The 18031-nt window shown below is 61.0% G+C and carries 13 protein-coding genes; 8 read left to right on the forward strand and 5 right to left on the reverse strand.

Annotated features, from left to right (window positions below):
• Nucleotides 1-82: 82 nt before the first annotated feature.
• Nucleotides 83-325, reverse strand: a complete 243-nt coding sequence (locus tag ACGYLY_RS15810; protein WP_395283998.1) for a ferredoxin — start codon at nt 323-325, stop codon at nt 83-85.
• 172 nt (nt 326-497) lie between these two features.
• Here ACGYLY_RS15810 and ACGYLY_RS15815 point away from each other — a divergent pair, with 172 nt between their 5' ends.
• The 7 genes from ACGYLY_RS15815 (at nt 498) to ACGYLY_RS15845 (ending at nt 10937) form a co-directional block, all read left to right on the forward strand.
• Nucleotides 498-2756, forward strand: a complete 2259-nt coding sequence (locus tag ACGYLY_RS15815) for an ATP-dependent DNA helicase (RefSeq protein WP_395283997.1) — start codon at nt 498-500, stop codon at nt 2754-2756.
• A complete protein-coding gene (gene cgi121 / locus ACGYLY_RS15820; RefSeq protein ID WP_395283996.1) occupies nt 2753-3241 on the forward strand; it encodes a KEOPS complex subunit Cgi121 in 489 nt (162 codons plus the stop codon). Before ACGYLY_RS15815 ends, cgi121 begins: the two co-directional genes overlap by 4 nt.
• Nucleotides 3242-3328: 87 nt before the next feature.
• Nucleotides 3329-3709 (forward strand): hypothetical protein, encoded by a 381-nt coding sequence (locus ACGYLY_RS15825; RefSeq protein WP_395283995.1) that lies wholly within the window; start codon nt 3329-3331, stop codon nt 3707-3709.
• A gap of 341 nt (nt 3710-4050) precedes the next feature.
• Entirely contained in the window at nt 4051-5679 is a 1629-nt protein-coding gene (locus ACGYLY_RS15830; protein ID WP_395283994.1) for a right-handed parallel beta-helix repeat-containing protein, read from the forward strand.
• 124 nt (nt 5680-5803) lie between these two features.
• Nucleotides 5804-7453, forward strand: a complete 1650-nt coding sequence (locus tag ACGYLY_RS15835) for a nitrous oxide reductase family maturation protein NosD (RefSeq protein ID WP_395283993.1) — start codon at nt 5804-5806, stop codon at nt 7451-7453.
• On the forward strand, nt 7450-8976 hold the full coding sequence (locus ACGYLY_RS15840) for an oligosaccharide flippase family protein (protein ID WP_395283992.1): 1527 nt from the start codon (nt 7450-7452) through the stop codon (nt 8974-8976). Before ACGYLY_RS15835 ends, ACGYLY_RS15840 begins: the two co-directional genes overlap by 4 nt.
• A 140-nt stretch (nt 8977-9116) precedes the next feature.
• Complete coding sequence (locus tag ACGYLY_RS15845; protein ID WP_395283991.1) at nt 9117-10937, forward strand: hypothetical protein; 1821 nt, start codon at nt 9117-9119, stop codon at nt 10935-10937.
• Here the strand turns inward: ACGYLY_RS15845 and ACGYLY_RS15850 are convergent.
• Genes ACGYLY_RS15850 through ACGYLY_RS15865 form a run of 4 tightly spaced genes read right to left on the reverse strand, consistent with a single transcriptional unit; the run spans nt 10910 to nt 15551 of the window.
• Nucleotides 10910-12073: a glycosyltransferase family 4 protein gene (locus ACGYLY_RS15850; protein WP_395283990.1), complete on the reverse strand. Its 1164-nt coding sequence runs from the start codon at nt 12071-12073 to the stop codon at nt 10910-10912. The genes ACGYLY_RS15845 and ACGYLY_RS15850 overlap by 28 nt on opposite strands.
• Before the next feature lie 4 nt (nt 12074-12077).
• Nucleotides 12078-13088 carry an NAD-dependent epimerase/dehydratase family protein gene (locus ACGYLY_RS15855; protein WP_395283989.1) on the reverse strand — a complete coding sequence of 337 codons (1011 nt, stop codon included), beginning with the start codon at nt 13086-13088 and terminating at the stop codon, nt 12078-12080.
• Nucleotides 13063-14232, reverse strand: a complete 1170-nt coding sequence (locus ACGYLY_RS15860) for a glycosyltransferase family 4 protein (protein ID WP_395283988.1) — start codon at nt 14230-14232, stop codon at nt 13063-13065. Before ACGYLY_RS15860 ends, ACGYLY_RS15855 begins: the two co-directional genes overlap by 26 nt.
• The gene (locus ACGYLY_RS15865; RefSeq protein WP_395283987.1) at nt 14229-15551 is read right to left on the reverse strand and encodes a glycosyltransferase family 2 protein; all 1323 of its coding nucleotides are present in this window, start codon (nt 15549-15551) and stop codon (nt 14229-14231) included. Before ACGYLY_RS15865 ends, ACGYLY_RS15860 begins: the two co-directional genes overlap by 4 nt.
• Before the next feature lie 779 nt (nt 15552-16330).
• Here ACGYLY_RS15865 and ACGYLY_RS15870 point away from each other — a divergent pair.
• Entirely contained in the window at nt 16331-17998 is a 1668-nt protein-coding gene (locus ACGYLY_RS15870) for a homing endonuclease associated repeat-containing protein (protein ID WP_395291249.1), read from the forward strand.
• Nucleotides 17999-18031: the final 33 nt, after the last annotated feature.

Here is an 18031-nt window from a genome sequence, read left to right on the forward strand (position 1 = left end):
CGCAACCTATCGGTTTCCACCCGAAACAATGGCCTTCGACCGTGTTGTTTTCTCGTAACCAGCGAGTCCCACCGCTCCCGTTTCAGACGATTTGTTCGCCGTCGTCGTCGTACACCTTGATGGCGTCCACAGGGCAGACGCGGGCGGCCATTTCGGCGTCGAACTCGGCTCCGTCGGGCACTTCTCGGACGAAGATTCCGTCTTCGACTTCCTCGCTTTCCAGCAGGTCGGCCTTGCCTTCCTCGCGGTTCTCGACGAACTCCTCCCACTCCGCCGTGCACTGATACATCCCCGTACAGGTGTTCCGGTCGTATTCTACCTTCATGCGTATCTCTCTGGCGTGTGTGTTCAAATGGATGACGGAGCGCTCGCCGAACACTCGATGGTGACTCGCCGTTCGATACCTTTCTTCGGAGTCCACCCGACAGTTTAAACGGGAAGACGCGCCAAACGAGGGTAATGACCGGACTCGCACCGCGCACGCAAGGTGAACGTGCGTGAACGTCACCGACTTGACGGGGTTGCCGGACGGCGTTCCCGAACACTTCCACGCGCAGGGTATCGAGGAACTCTACCCGCCGCAGGCGGAAGCGGTCGAAGCAGGTATCACCGACGGCGAGAGCATCGTCGCCAGCATCCCGACCGCCAGCGGGAAGACGTTCATCGCGGAACTCGCCATGCTGTCGAGCGTCGCCCGTGGTGGCAAAGCCCTGTACATCGTCCCCCTTCGAGCGCTCGCCAGCGAGAAAAAAGAGGAGTTCGAGGAGTTCGAACAGTACGGCGTCTCCATCGGCGTCTCCACGGGGAACTATGAGAGTGACGGCGATTGGCTCGCATCGAAGGACATCATCGTCGCCACGAGCGAGAAGGTGGACTCGCTCGTCCGAAACGGCGCGAAGTGGGTCGACGACCTCTCCTGTGTCGTCGCCGACGAAGTGCACCTCGTCAACGACTCCCACCGCGGACCGACGCTCGAAGTCACGCTCGCCAAACTCCGCCGGGTCAACCCGAACCTCCAGACCGTCGCGCTGTCGGCGACCGTCGGCAACGCGGAGGAGATGGCGGAGTGGCTCGATGCCACCCTCGTCGATTCGACGTGGCGTCCCATCGACCTCAGGAAGGGTGTCCTCTACGGGCAGGCGCTGCACTTCGACGACGGCACACAACAGGAACTCGCACGCGGAAACGAGAAGGAAACCGCCGCGCTCGTCCGCGATACGCTCGAAGACGGCGGGTCGTCGCTCGTGTTCGTCAACTCCCGCCGAAACGCGGAGGCGGCGGCGAAGCGACTCGCGGACGTGACGAAGGCACACCTGACCGACGAGGAGTGCCGGGAGTTGCTCGACATCGCCGACCAAATTCGCGAGGTGAGCGACACCGAAACGAGCGAGGACCTCGCGAACGCCGTCGAAAAGGGGGCCGCGTTTCACCACGCGGGGCTCGCCAGCGACCACCGCTCTCTGGTGGAAGATGCCTTCCGCGACAAGTGCATCAAAGTCATCAGCGCGACGCCGACGCTCGCAGCGGGCGTAAACACTCCGAGTCGGCGGGTCATCGTCCGCGACTGGCGGCGCTACGACGGCGACATCGGCGGCATGCAACCGCTGGACGTCCTCGAAGTCCACCAGATGTTCGGCCGAGCGGGTCGACCGGGACTCGACCCGCACGGGGAGGCGGTCCTCATCGCCAAGAGCCACGACGAACTGCAGGAACTGTTCGACCAGTACGTCTGGGCCGACCCGGAACCCGTCCACTCGAAACTCGCGGTGGAACCCGCGCTTCGGACGCACATTCTCGCCACCGTCGCGTCCGGGTTCGCCGGGACGGAAGAGGAACTCCTCGATTTCCTCGAACGCACGCTGTACGCGACCCAGACGGACGAAACGGGGCGACTCGAATCCGTCACCCAGCGCGTTCTCGACTACCTCGAACGGAACGGCTTCCTCGAACGTGACGACAGGTTGCGCGCTACCGGCCTCGGCCACCGCGTCTCGCAACTCTATCTCGACCCGATGAGCGCCGCCGAAATCATCGACGGACTGCGCGATGCGGACGGAAAACCGACCGCGCTCGGACTGTATCACCTCGTCTCGCGAACGCCGGACATGTATCAACTCTACCTTCGTTCGGGTGACCGCGAGCGATACACCGAAATCGCGTACGAGCGTGAGGAGGAGTTCCTCGGTCACATGCCCTCGGAGTTCGAGGACAACGCGTTCGAGGACTGGCTTTCGGCGTTGAAGACCGCACGTCTGCTCGAAGACTGGGCGAGCGAACTCGACGAGGACCAAATCACGGAGCGCTACGCCATCGGTCCCGGCGACATCCGCGGGAAGGTCGAGACGGCCGAATGGTTGCTCAACGCGGCCGAACGCCTCGCTGCGGAACTCCAGCGCGACAAGGGTGAGCGGTTGCCGTCCACGACGACCACGGCCATTAGGGAGGCACGCAAACGGGTCGAATACGGCGTCGAGGAGGAACTCCTCGACCTCGCCGGCGTCCGCAACGTCGGGCGAAAACGCGCCCGGCGGTTGTACGAGGCCGGCATCGAGTCACGGGCCGATCTCCGAGAGGCGGACAAATCGGTCGTTCTCGGTGCGCTCCGCGGTCGGAAGAAGACGGCCGAAAACATCCTCGAAAACGTCGGCCGGCAGGACCCCTCGCTCGACGGCGTCGAGGCGGATGCCGAGACGGCGGCGACGAGCGCGCGCGCGACGAACGACGGCGGACAGCAGAGCCTCGGTGATTTCGAATGAGAGTGGTCGAGGGGAGCGCTTCCGTCGCCGACGTGAACGAGTTCGTGGCACGTCTCGGCGACATCGGCGACGAGTTCGACTGTGCGATACAGGCGTTCGACGCGGGTTATGTGGCCGGACGGGCACATCTCGAATCGGCGGTGGAACACGCGAATCGCGCGTTCGAACGCGGTGAGAACGTCGCTCGCGACCCCGCCGTCGAAATTCTCCTCTATGCGGCAGGTCGTCGCCAGATCAATCAGGCGCTCGAAATGGGCGTCTCGGAGGGCGAACAGGACGTCGTCGTGGTCGTAGACGGCGAGGGCGAAACGGCCGCCATGGCGGCCGTTTCCGAGTTGTTGACGCCCGAGGACACGCTCGACGCCTCCGATCGCGAACCGATTTTCGAGTTCTTTTCGATCTCGGAACGGGAATTGGCGGCGACGACGGCCAGCCTCACCGATATCGTCCGTGAGCGCGTCGCTCTGTTGGAAGTCGAAAAGTAGGTGTGGTGACGGGACACGATGTCGGCGGCCGTGCTCTTGCTGGCCAGTATGAATTTCAAACGGTGTGGCGTAGTTCGGTCCAGAGCAATGTCCGACGAGAACCACGACGCCGAACGCGTACAGGATAGTGCCCGCGAACGGCAACACGAACGAGCGGAGCGAGTCGAAGACGTGCTCGGCGACGCGGGTCGGATGCTCGGCGAACACAAGTATCCGACGACGAGCGAGGAGTTGGCGACCGAATACGGCGACCAACCGCTCGATTTACCGAACGAGACGGAGACGCTCGGAAGCGTCTTCGACCGCATCGTGGACGAACGCTTCGAATCCCCTGAAGAAGCGCGCGAAGCCGTGTACAACGAAATCTCCGGCGAAGCCGGCGGCATGGCGGAGTACAACGAGGAGCGGGAGTTGAGTGAGTTGGACGAAGAAGAGATCGACTCCGAGTCGGAGACTAATTGGCAGTAATCGGTGTCTTTTCCAGTGGAAACGGAGGGGGTTGTTTCCCATTCTCAAAGAGTTGAACCACCATTTTGGACCCGCTTTTGAGCCGCTGATTGCTGTTCGATTAAAATGATACAAAACCAACTGTTTTCCGTGTTGGCGGCGTACCGGAACTGATGGGTGGGGGAAATGAGGAATCTGACACGACAAGAATATGCCATAAGTCGTCGAACGTTTTGTCGGTTGACCGCTGTATCGGCTATCGCTACGCTCTCGAATGATACGGTAACGTCCCGACGCGTCAGGGAGACACCCGAAGCACGACTCGCTGGATACGGATCGGGGGAGTACGGGAGGTACGAGCTATGACCGACAACCATCGGTACGACACTCCACAATCCGGAACGACGGATTGGCACCGTCCTCTCAATCGGAACTTCGAGCGACTCGACACCGACGTGGAGATACGGGACGACGAGGAGATGCGGGACACGTACGCGCCGAAACTCGGTGCGAAATATCTTGCCACCGACACGGAAAACGAGTTCGTCGGCGACGGCGAGGAGTGGCGGCCGCTCCAATCGTCCGGGGTCTCCCCGACGTTCGAGTCCCTCTCCGTCGGAACGATTCAGGCGTCATCGCTCGGTGCGACGCGAACGGTGTCGTCGGAATCGGAACTCCAAGACGCAGTGCAGAGTGACGGACTGGTAATAGTCACTGACGATATCACGCTCACCAGTGCCATTTCGGCCCGTGTCGAGTCGAAACTTCGAATCAACATCGAGGGCCATTCGCTGAAGCGCGCCCCCGACACGGACGACCACATGTTGGATTTCGAACTGGCACCGTCCGCCAGTTTGACGCTCTCCGGTGGCTTTATCAACGGAAACAGACCGGAACAGGACTTCCCGAACATGAAACGGGATGAAATTCGAGTAACGGGGGGGTCGAACTTCCGCGCCGACTCCGTTACCGGCCTCTACAACACCAACTTCATGTTCCGTATTACGGACGTGGACTCGGTCCAGTTCCTCCAACCGACTGTCATAACGTACCCCAATCGAATCGCGAACCCGTCGGACGCCGGTGGACTCGACGGGATTCACACGTACGACTGCTCCCGCGTTTCGATAACGAGCCCGATAATCGTCTCCGGTGACGACAGCATCGCCATCGGAGCTATTAAACGGTCGATAGGTAGGGTGTCCATCACGGGCGGCGTGTTGAGCAGTCCGGTGCACGCGAACGGTATCAAGTTACACATCGAGTACGAGGCGAGCGCGGACATCACGATAGACGACATTCTGATAACTGCAGCCATCGTTTCCTGTCAAGGACACGGCATTCAGCTCGTGAACAACTCACCGCGAGCAGAAGGTCGCGGTCGGACGCTGTCCATCAACTCCGTCATCGACAACGTGGTCGAGGACGGCATCAACTCCATTATTCCGATGGAGGCGACGGTCATCACCACAGAGGTAACGAACGTCGGCAATCACGGTGTCAACCTGACGGCCGGGGGGAAAGACCTCAAGTTGATCTCGCTCACGAGGAACTTCCGAGAGACGGGCGTTCGCCTTCAGGACTTCTCCAACGCGTTCATCCGTTCGACCATCAACGGAGGCGGCGGACAGTACGGTATCGTCCTCGATTCCGTGACCAACGCACAAATTTCAGCGATAATCGACGGTACGACGCAGGGTGGTGTGTACGGATTGGACTCCTCGCATATCTCTATCACGAGTTCCATCATCCACAACTGCGACGGGCCGCCCATCATATCCATTCGAGAATCGGGCTACTGGACGGTCGTCGGCTGTCACGTTTACGGCAACCGGACGAACTCGTTCGAACTGGCCGGTTCGAACAATCTGACGGAGGCGAACAACGTCGGCGGGGGTGGGTCCATTTTCGGCAGTTTGGCGAAACGTCGGGTAGATTCGTATTCGGACGTCAAACCCCCCGTTCCTCGCCTTTTGGAGAACGGCGAGTAACGAGAAATACCCGCTCTTGGCACGACCTTAACTTCAAATGGGGCGACACGAACGACGCTAGTGCGCCTTTGACGCCGGTGAACTGTCGAGGTCATTCATTCCGGATGGGATCGTTCACTGGACGATGAATCGACCGGACACGCCCGTTTTGCTGCTCTGTGTGTGCTTGGTAGTCGCGGTTCAACCGGTCGCGACGGTCGTGACCGCGAATTCGGCGAGTCAGCCGGCGGATACTCGATCGATCTCGTCGTGTACGGTCATCGACGAACCCGGCGAATACGTCCTCACGACCGATATTCGGAGCGACGCCGACCGCTGTCTCGACGTCCGTGCGAACGACGTGACGGTTCACGGCGAGGGCCACGAAATCGTCGGTCCGTCGCCCGAGTCGGAACTGATCGGCGTGTTCGTCAACACGTCGAACGTCCGAATCGAAAACCTCAGCGTTCGAAACTGGAGTCAGGGAGTCGTCCTCTATCGAACCACCGCGGCCACCCTCGACTCCGTATCCGTGTCCGACACCGATATGGGCGTTCGAACCTTGGAGACGCTTCGAACGACCCTTCGAAACGTCTCGGTCTCCGGGAGCACGGCCGACGGTATTCACCTCGAATCGGACGGCCGGACGAACGTCGTCGGGTCGACGATACGCGATAGCGACGAAACCGGATTGTTCGTACAGAACTCCACGAACACGACGGTTTCCGGCCTCACGAGTACGGGGAACGAACTCGGCGTCGAGTTGGAGTACTCCGATAGGACGCGACTCACGAGAAGTACCGTCAACGACAACGAGGAGGACGGCGTGATACAGACGTATTCGAACGACGTTCGTCTCCTCGGGAACGTCGTCGAGAACAACGGGGAAAACGGCATTCACGTTCGTCTATCCGAGGACTCAGTCGTTCGAAACGATACCGTTCGAGACAACGGCGACGTGGGGGTCCGCGTCTCCAACGGCGGTAATACGACCGTCAGCACTTCGGTCGCGAGCACGAACGACGTCGGCATCCTCGTCATCGAGTCGAGTGCCGTCGATGTGACCGGAAATTGGGTCGGGAGCAACGAGAACGAGGGCATCCTTTTGGACCGTTCGAGCGATACCGCGGTCGATACCAACGTTGTCACGAACAACGAGGACGGAATCGTCCTCCAGCAAGCGAACGGCAATTCTCTTCGTGAAAACACCGTCCAGAACAACGAGTTCACCGGTCTCCGATTGGACCGCGCGCTGAACAACACCGTCGTCGGAACCGTCGCCACGAACAACACCGACGGAATCGTCGGCATCGAAGTGGAAAACGTCGTCTTCGAGCGGACGACGACCGCGAAAAACAGGGAATCCGGTCTCACGCTTCTGCGCGCCGATGACAACGTGGTTCGCAACAGCACGGCGAACGAAAACGACGAGGCGGGGTTCGTACTCGAACGGAGCGAACGGACCAGACTCGTGGACGACACCGCGAATTCGAACGGGGAAGACGGCGTCCTCCTCGACCAAGCCGGGAACAACGACCTCGTCCACGTGGTCGCTCGAAACAACACGAACGGGGTCGAACTCCGCTTCTCCGGACCGAACCGTCTGTTCAGGACCGTTTTCACCGGGAACGAGTACGGAATCGTCCTGCTCGAATCGGGCGACAATCGAATCGTCAACACAGTCTTCGGCCAGAACGACGAGAACGTCCGCCGAATTCGGTCGAGCGAAAACCGCGTCGTGACCGGATGTATCCGGACGAAGAACAGTCCGGGACGGTTCTGTGAGCGGCGATGAAACGCGGACTCTACGGACGACTGTTCGGTGGAGCGCTCGTCGTCCTCGTCGGCAACGTGCTGGGGATGGGACTCGCCTTCCTGACGCGCATCGTGCTGGCGCGCCTCCTCGGCGTGAGCGGGTACGGCGTCCTCGCGTTCTGCGTCTCGCTTCTCGAACTCCTCGTGCTCCTCACCAGCCTCGGTCTGGAGGAGGGAGTCGCGCGAAACATCCCACGGTCCGACGACCCCGGTGACGTGTTCCTGACGGCGGTCGAAGTCGCCTTCGTCGCGGCGGTCGTCGCGGCCGGAGCGCTCGCGGTGCTCTCGGGGGTCGTTTCCCGACTCTTTCTCGTCCCGACCGCTGTTCCGGTCGTTCTCCTCTTCGCGCTGGCGCTCCCGTTTCAATCGGTCGTCTGGTTGTCGCTCGGCGGCTTTCGGGGCATCGGGGACGCACCCCGAATCGCGCTGGTACAGAACGTCGTTCTCCGGGGAGCCATCATCCTGTTCGCCGTCGCCGGAATCTATCTCGGCTACGGCATCGTGGGGGCGTCGGCTGGTTGGGTGCTCGGCACCGCGATCACCGCCGGAATCTCCCTGTTCATCCTCGGTCGGGAAACCGCACTCCTCTCGTCGGCGCAGCGGGCGACTGCCCGTCTCTCCGAGCACACGGTTCCGCTGCTTCGATTTTCGGTCCCCCTCGTCATCGCGACCGCGGCGTGGCAACTCATTCAGGCGACCGACGACATGGTCATCGGGTACTCCCTCCCGCCCGCAAAAATCGGCGTGTTCGACGCGGCGTTCACGACCGGCAGAATCATGCTTCTCTTCGTCTGGTCGTTCTCGGCGCTCTTTCTGCCCATATTCTCCCAGATGGACGACGAGGACGCGGATCACGATGAGATGTCGCGCCTCTACACGCTGATGGCGAAGTGGGTCGTCGTCCTCACGCTTCCCGTGTTCCTGTTCGTGGTCGGGTTTCCCGGGGCGATACTGTCCGCCCTCTTCGGCGAGGCGTACATCTCCGGAGGTGTCGTACTGGCCCTCGTCGTCGTGGGTTTCTTCGTCGAGGTCACGACCGGCATGACCCGCGCGGCGCTGACGGCCATCGGGGACACCCGGTTCATTTTCTGGACCACGACCGCCACCCTGGTCGGTAACGTCGCGCTGAGCGCGTTGCTCATCTCCCCGTTCGGTATCGCGGGCGTCGCGGCGGCGACGGCCGGAACGTATGCCGCGCTTAACGTGGCTTCCGCGGTGCGACTGTATCTCGTTCGAGGCTATCACGCGATTTCGAGCGCCCTCGTCCGAGTCACCGTGGCCACGACGGCGCTCTTCGTACTCCTGTACTTCGTTCTCGGTTCGTGGATTCGGTCGTCCCTGCTCGCGGTCCTCCTCGCCGGAATGGGGTTCTATGTCGTTCACCTCGTCGTCCTTCTTGCCGTCGGGGGTCTCGAAACGGAGGACGTCTCCCTGTTGCGTCAGTACACGAATTCGATCCCGGTCAACCTCCAACCCCTGTTCGACCTGTTCGAACGCGGGTGATGGCGATCCGGATTCCGCCGCCGTGGACGAAACCGCACCACAACGATACCCTACCGTTCCGTAATGAACCGCCGTTTCATTACCCGTGCCGTCGTCAGTCGTGTCCACCGAATCGACCCTCTCCGTGGAACCGGTGAACGATGAATCGAGCAATCGCGTCGCTAGAACGGCGAATACGTGAAACGTACGACGAGAGAATTCGCCCGCTCTCGCGGCGCGAGCGACTCGGCCTCGTTCTCCTCGTCCTCGCCTGTCTCTCCGTCGTCGTAAAGGCGATGCTCGTGCCCCCGCTGGACGACCCGTGGGCGTATTCGCTGTGGTACATCGAGGAGTGGCTTCTCTCCCACGGGTTTCATCTCCCGACCTGCGAGTACGTCTCCTCGGTCGGCAACTACGACCCGTACTGGGGCAAGATCTGTGTCGACATTGACACGCCCGCGGCGGCCTACCTGTCGAGCGGCCTCACCGCGCTCACCGGACTGGATTTCGTCCATCGGTGGACGCGATTCTTCCTGTTGACGCCGCTCGTCAAGTTCGTCGTCGGCTATCTCCTCGCGTCGTTGTACACGGAGGACGTCCGATATCGGACCCTGTGTGCGACGGCCATCTTCCTGATCCCCGACTACTCGCCGCTGTACCTCACCGAAGCGAGAGGGCTGTCGTTTCCGATCACCCTGTTCGGATTCTACGCGACGCTTCGGTGGAACCGCGACGGCGGACGCTGGTTCTGGGTCGCCGCGGGGACGCTGGCGCTCACGTCGATGTTCTATCTCCCTCGGGCGCTCTTGCTCCTCCCGTTTCTGTTCGTCATCGGCGTGGCCCGTTGGCTACGCGACGGTTCTCGACGGGACGCCGTCCTCGGGACCGTCGTCGGCCCGCTCATCATCCTCCTCTTGCACGGCGACCGACTCTCACAGTCCAGCGAACTCACCGACTCCGTCTTCGACCTCGGGAACACGCTCGGCGTCATCGGCAGTCGGTTCGGGTTCGGAACCAGTCGTTCGGTTCCGTTTCTCCTCTCGTGGCCGCCGTACGTGATGATAATTCTCGTTCCCGTGGCGATCGTCAGCGGGGTTAGCGGCCTCCGCGCGCTCTCCCGCGACGGTCCCCGATTCCTCTTCGACGAGCGCATGCTCTGGCTCTACAGCGTCCTCGTGGTGTACGTTCCGGCCGGAATCTCGGTGAGTTTCTTCTGGACGCGAATCTTCTTCGAGGCCTCGATACCAGGACTGCTCGTCGCGCTCGGCGAGCTAGACTCCCTCTCCACCGCCCGGCCCGCTCGAACCTACATCCCGTACCTCCCCCGAACCGTTACGAACACCGCCTATCGTTCGCTTCCACCGCGGCTTCTCTCGAGGTTCTCGCTTCCGTCTCGACGGTTCGACACGCGACTCCCCGACATCTCCCGCTCCCGACTCGCCCGGTTCTCCCACGCCGCGGGGTACGTCCTTGTCGCGTTGATGGTCGTCGGCAGCCTGCTCATCATTCCCGGCGTCTGGACGTTTCCGTACCGAGGTAACTACGAGGGACTCGTGGACGGCATGCACCGAAACGGCGTCGAACGCGGTGAGCCGATATACACGGAACTGAAGACCGGCGCGTATCTGGTCGGGATGGACCGCTACGAAGTCGTCTACCGCGACACCGACGATTACGACCGGCAGGCGCTGATCGACGTGTGGTACGGGACGAACGCGACTGCCGCGTGCGGGGAGATGCGTTCGTACGGCGCGGATTATTTCGTTCTCAACCGCGAAGTATCGACGCAGGTCCTCTACGTGGAAAACTACCAACGCCGACCGATAAACCGCTCGGCGTACCTCAAATTCGACCGCAGTTCGCTGTTCACGCCGGTCGTTCGGCGACCACAGTTCACGGTGTACCGCATCGACGGCGACTGTACGCCCTCATCCTCCCAGTCGGTCGAATCCGCTCACGCCGTCTCGACGAGTTCCGCGTAAACGTCGAGCACCCGTTCCGCGTTCTTTCGCGCCGAATACCGGCGTTCACACAGTGACCGGCAGCGCTCGGAGAGTTCGTCGTCCTCGAATTCGAGGACATCGCGGATTCCCTCGGCCAGCGCATCAACGTCGTCGCGCGCGACGACGCGGCCGACGTTTTCGGCTTCGACGTCCGTTGCGACTCCCACGATATCGGTCGAGACGACGGGCGTCCCGGTCGAAAGCGCCTCCAACAGGACGAGTCCGAACCCCTCTTGGTCGGGGTCCGTCGACGGGAGGACGAACGCGTCCGCCGCGTTGTACGCCGTCACCAGTTGCGAATCGGGAATCCGACCGACGAACCGAACGTGGTCTCCCACCCCGAGTCGTCTCGCCAACGCCTCGTACTCCCCTTTGAGCACGCCGTCGCCCCCCACGACGAGTTGCGGCGGCGTTCGCATCGTTTCCGCGAGTGACGCCATCGCCGCCAGCAGCACGTCGAGACCTTTGTATCGGTGATATTCGTCGAGCGCACTGAGAAAGAGTATCGTGGCTCGGTCGGACGCGACCCCGAGCGACCGCTTCGCGTCCGCCGACACCGGCATCGGTCGAAATCGACGCACATCGACCCCGTTGGGGATGCACTCGACCTTCGAACGAACCGACTGCAACGGCCGCGCCCGTCGGACGTACGACCGTTGCGTGGTGATGACGGTGTCGGTGAGCCGGAGCGTCATCGGCAACGGAATGCCGTTGTACGCCGTCGCGGCGACGCTCGCGAGTCCGGTACCGATGACGTTGTTGTGGTAGGTCAGCACCGTCGGCGTCCGCGTGACGGCGCCGACCAACGCGCTCCAATCGGCGCTCCACGGCGTCGGCATGTGCGTATGGACGACGTCCGCTCGCTCCAGTTCGTCGTACGCCGCGCGCGGAAATCTCGGCGTTAACGGCGTGTTCGCGAGATAACCCGCCACCGGAAGCCGACGGATTCGAACCCCATCCCTGACCTCCTCGACCGGCGTCTTCGCGTCCGACCGCGCGCAGAGCACCGTCACGTCGTGGCCTCGTGCGACCAACTGGTTCGAGAGCGTGGCGACGTACTCCTCGACGCCGCCGATGAACGGATGATAGCGCGGCGGGGTCTGTACTACTCGCATCCCGTTACCGCTCGCTCTCGGTCGTTTCGGTGCCCGCCGCACCGGACGGTTCGGACGGGAGCGGTTCCCGCCGCAACAGGTCGTCGAGTCCGTCCACGAACGAATACCGAGGCTCCCACCCGATTTCGGTTCGAATTCGGTCGACGTTGGCACAGAGATGCTGGCGGTCCGTCTTCCGCGTTCGTCGCTCCGTCTGCGTGATTTCGATGTCCTCGCCGACGAGGCCTCCGATGTAGCCGACGACCTCCCGCACCGAACATTCGGTTCCCGTTCCGACGTTGAACGCGCGATACGACCCGTCGAAGCCGTCGGCGAGCGCGACGAGCGCGTCAGCGACGTCGCTGACGTGGACGAAGTCGCGCTTCGGCGTGAGGTTCCCGAGCGTCAGCGTTCGGTCCCCCTCCCGAAGTTGGTCGAAGATGGCCGGGATGAGGTGCGGGTTCGTCTCGTCGTCCCCGAAGACGTTGAACAACCGAGCGGCGGCACACGATACGTCCGTGACTGCCGCGAACAGCTGCAAGAGGTCCTCGCCGATGAGCTTCGTCTGCCCGTAGATGTCGACCGGTGCGACCTCGTCTCCCTCCCGATTCGGCGCGTCGCCCGGCGGGTACACCGCGGCCGAAGACGCGAAGACGACAGTTTCGAGGTCGTCGAGCGTTCTGGCGGCCTCGTAGACGTTTCGCGACCCCATCACGTTCACGTCGAACGCCTCTTCCGGGTGTTCGTTGCAGTACGGGATGTAGTGAAGCGCTGCGAGGTGAACGATTCGCCGCGGCGCGATACTCTGCACGAGACGGCGAAACTCCGCGGAGCGGATGTCCGCGTCGTAGAACGTCACTTCGTCCGGAACGAGTTCTTCCCGCCCTGCAAAGCAATTGTCCACGACGTGAACGTCCCACCCATCGTCGAGCAGCCGTTGACTGACGTGCGACCCGATGAATCCCGCACCCCCCGTCACCAAGACGCTGTTTTCGTCCCCGATTCCACCCTTACTGTTTGGCGATTGCTCTGTCATACACGGTCTCCATTTCCGCGACGATCCGATTCCAGTCGTGACGCCGCGCGAACTCGTACGCGTTTTCGCTCATTCGCCGACCCGTCGTCTCGTTCGCGAGGAGCGAAGCGATTTCCGCCCCGAGCGCGTCGGCGTCGAACTCCACGATGCTCCCCGTCACTCCATCTTCCACCACCGCCGTTCCCCCGTTGTCCTCGTGATCGATGACCACTGACGGGACGCCGCACGCGTTGGCCTCCAGAATCGTGTTCGGGAACCCCTCCCGCGTGGACGGGAGGACGAACAGTTCGGCGTCCTTGAAGTTCCCGATGACCTCCTCGTCGGATTCGACGGACCCGAGAAACGTGACGCTGTCCGAGAGTCCCAACTCTCGAGCGTAGGCCCGTAGCGACTCCCGTTCCGGACCGTCTCCGATGATGCCGCAGTCGAGCGGCCGCCCGATTCGGGCCTCCGCGTCGAGGATCGCATCAAGCAACAGGTCGACGTTCTTGTGGCTCGACAACCGCCCGACGTAAATGACGTCCCAGTCGTTACCGACGGGTTCGACGGCGTCGATACCGTAGAAGTCGATGCCGTTCGGCACCACGTCGACTCCCCGTTTCCGCCCGATGTTCGTCAAGTTCCCTCGAACGAACTCCGAGATGGCGATTATCGTCGGCGGAAGCCGAACCGTCGCCCGTTCGACGGCTTTGCCGAACACTCCCTTGCGGCCCAGATAGTCGTACCAGTAGTCGTCCCACACCTCGTACCACGTCACGACGAACGCGGACCGACGAAGGAGTTGGTGCGCTTTCGCCGAGAAACAGGGAAAGTATGGAAACGACTGACAGTCGATGACGTCGAACGATTCGCGGAGGAGGGGAGCAGTCAGACGCTCGGTGAAGTACAGCGCCTCCGGAATCGAGCGCCGTTCCCCGGCGTACAGTTCCGTGGGTTCACAGACGCCGTGCAACGTCACCCCGTCCCGCTCGATGGTCGACGGTCCGTCCCAGTACCGCATTCCGTAGAGGTGGACGTCGTGGTCGTCGGCCATCCGGCGCGCGATTTCCCACACCCGCTTCTGTGCGCCGCCCTTCACCCACGGGTAGACGGCGTCGTAGATGTAGGCGATTTTCAGGCCATTCTCGTTCGCGGTCGAACTCACGTCTCGATCACCCCTTCCCTCGCCAGCAGCGTCCGGGCGTAGAACCCGGTCGCGAGCATCTGAATGCCGATGATGGTGACCAACAGCCAGACGATTTGTGTGACGCTGATGGAGAGGCTGTTCGGGTCGCCGACGTTCCGGGAGATAACCGCGCCGAGGAGCGACGTGCCACCGACGAGCGTGAGGACGACACCCAAGTAGATGCCATAATCCGGGTCCAACCGTTCGCTCATCCATTGGGTCGCCGTGTCCTTCGGATACCTGTCCCCAACCGTTATCGAGGCGAGGAAGAGCCCGAGCGTTCCGATTTGTGTCCCGGCGAGCGTCATCACGCTCCCGACCAACAGCATCTGGACGCCGAAGAAGAGGTCGATACGAGAGCCGAAGAGGCTCCCGATGAATCGCGTATCGAACATCGCAAGTCCGACGATGTACATCCCGAACAGCGCGATGAGGAGCGCCGGAATGGACAGCAGGTAGCCGGGTGCGTACAGCAACATGAATTTGACGTGCCGCCACCCGTCCTCGAAGGTGTTCAGGGTCGCCTCTCCCGTACGACGGTGGTAGGTTATCGGCACGTCCTCGAGATTCAACTCCTTCGACCCCGCATCGACGACCATCTCCGTGGCGAACTCCATCCCGTCCGTTTGCAGATCGAGTTTATCGAGCGCGTCGCGCGAGATGACGCGAAAGCCGCTGTGCGCGTCGGAAATCCCCGCACCGTAGAAGACGTTCACGAACGCCGTCAACACAGGATTGCCGATGTGCTGGTGCAGCCACGGCATCGCACCCTCCTCTATCGTTCCCGAAAGCCGACTTCCGAAGACGATATCCGCGTCTCCGTCCCTGACGGGCACGAGCAGTTTCGGCAACTCCAGAAAATCGTACGTGTTGTCCGCGTCACCGATGACGATGTAGTCACCGCGAGCGCGATCGAAGGCGTATCGATACGCGTAGCCGTACCCCGGCTTGTCGGGACTGATAACGGTCACACCCATCTCGCGGGCTATCTGTGGCGTTCGGTCGGTCGAACTGTCGCTGACGATTATCTCGCCCGGGAGTCCGACTGAGTCGATGGCCGCCTTCGCCTTCGTGATGCTCTCCTCAATACCTTCCTCCTCGTTCTTCGTCGGCAGGATGATACTGAGAACGGGATTCGTTTCTTCACCCTTCGCCTCGTTCCTGATGCTTTTGGCTTCGCTCTCGGGGGATACTCCGCCCGTCGCGACGTTCGCATCACCGTCGTCTGATACGTCCATCGTCATTTCGTATTCCTTCGCGTGCCCTGGGCGTTCCAAGTAGCCCGCTTCGCCCGACACGGTCTCTTCTCCTGTCGGCGGAATTGGACATAAACGTGTAGTATCGTCCTCTTCCAGAAACGAGGATTGCCCCGCATAGTCTCTCCATAACCACCCGTCGTCGAGCGGTTATCCCGTCGATTTGGACCGTTATCGACGGAGACGAAGCGTCATCGCCACGACCATCCGTTCGAAATCGAAAGGTTCGACTATCGAACTTTCCTTCCTCTCAACCCCGATTATCCTCGGCCAGTGCGGTCGGAAATGGGAACTTGTCGAGGCCGATTAGAACGTGCCGTGGCGAGAATGAGAGAGAGCAGTCCACCCTTCGGATTTAGACGACCACCGCTGTGGACGATGTTCCGGAGAGAAATAATCCCCGCACGGAGTCGAACTCGAGTCGTCGTATCGGGATTCCAGCAGGAACGGTCATTCCGTCATGGGACGTCCGGGGGGCTATCGATTCGGTTCGCTGAACCGCCATTCAACATGACTCATCCTGACCAATTCGGAAGACAGTCGCATCGATGTGTGCCCGTATTGGTGACCCGCCGGTAGGACGCTGAAACGGCAACACTCCGGCTGAAGGTAGTGATATCGGGATACCAGCCCGGGATGACAGATGCCAACTTCGTGCCGACATCTGCGGGTAGGATGTCAGTACGACCTCCCATAAATATTTGTCATTATAATACAACAGACGTAATAATATTAAAATATAAATCATCGTACCGTATTAACCGATGGAAATATTGTTTATACACAAACATTCATATATTACTACGAATGTACTGACATGTATGGTGGAAAGGAATTCTGAAAAGAACGTCCACCAGTCCGTTTCTCCGTCCGTAAATCGAATCGGGGAGGATGAACTTATCACGGAGCTTCAACGAGTCGCAGAGCAACTCGACGAAACCCCGAGTATACGAGCCATGGAAATACACGGCGCGTACTCACCCAGCACGTACCAGTCGCGATTCGGCACCTGGAACGACGCGATCATCCTCGCCGGTCTCACGCCTAACTCCGTCGATCAAATCGAGTATTCGAGCGCCGAACTTCTCTCGGATCTTCGGACGCTTGCGGATTCGGTACATCGGACACCGACGAAGGCGGACATGCGAGAGCACGGTGCTCACTCTCCATCGACGTATCTCGAACGGTTCGGTTCGTGGCAGGCAGCGGTGGAAGAGGCTGAACTGACCCCGAAAACACGGGGTATAAAAATTTCCGAAGACGAGTTGCTTCGTGCCCTCTCGGAATTATCGGAATCACTCGACCGAATCCCGACCTCCACCGAGATGGCCGAGCGGGGCCGTTTTTCTCCGTCGACGTACCGACGTCGATTCGGTTCGTGGAACGAAGCGATAGAGAGAGCGGAGCTTTCGGAGACGTTCGACAAGTCCTCATACCGACGGTTTTCGACCCGGGAAATGTGTGATGAACTCGAACGAATGGCGGGTGTCCTCGGACGACCACCGACATCGACCGAAATGGACGAGTTCGGCGAGTATAGCGCCGCTACCTATCGGCGCCGATTCGGCTCTTGGGTAAACGCTCTCACCGATGCCGGATTGAACCCGAACCGTCTCAAACGGGGTGAGAGTGCCAAAATCGACGAACGGACGCTTCTGGACGAATTACGTCACCTCGCTACGAAACTAGAGCGTTCACCCACCGCGGAAGAGATGTGGAAACGAGGGACTCACAGTCCGAAAACATATCTCGATAGATACGGCACTTGGAACGCCGCACTCGATGCGGCGGGATTGGAAACGCGGCATTCCCGACGGGACGGGATCGAGGATCGGGAGCTAATCATCGAGTTACGACGGCTGGCGAGGACCCTCGGCCGCGTTCCCCAACGACAGGAAATGGAAGAACAGGGCCCGTTTTCCGGGATGACGTATTACAACCATTTCGGCTCGTGGCAAAACGCCATCGAAGCCGCCGGATTCGATACCGATACCGAACGGGATGAGGCGACGATTCACGCCCACTGTACCGTCTGTTGCCGTGTTCTCTCCCGGTCGCTCGCTCGAATCGACGCGAACGGAAAAATCACATGCAGTAGCGATTGTCGTGATATATCTGCCAGTTCGACGATCAAAATTGACTCCGATGTTCTCGGTCGAACGGAATCACGCGACGACACGTTCGGTCGATTGGCTGCGATGATCGATTCCGACACGATTTCCGTTCCGGACGTGTTGCTCTACCTTCGATATTCGATAGATATCGCGTGTTCCGACTTCAATTCGGCGGTACACGGGAACAACTACGTGACCGTAAGCGGGGATCGGGTGGAAGTCAGATCACAGAACTCACAGACTCGATTCTCGGTGAAAACCGATTCCGTCGACGAACTCGTCGACCGAATCGAAGCGGCGAACCGACGCGCAACCGCGAACTCCGCCGCGGCAAATCCGGAGAAAGACGAACAAACGAACCCGACGAACGAGTGAAATACGCGGTCGTTGCTCTTCGAGCGACATCGT

Origin of the sequence: Haladaptatus sp. CMAA 1909 (assembly GCF_043952005.1) — an archaeon.
Taxonomy (GTDB): Archaea; Halobacteriota; Halobacteria; order Halobacteriales; family Haladaptataceae; genus Haladaptatus.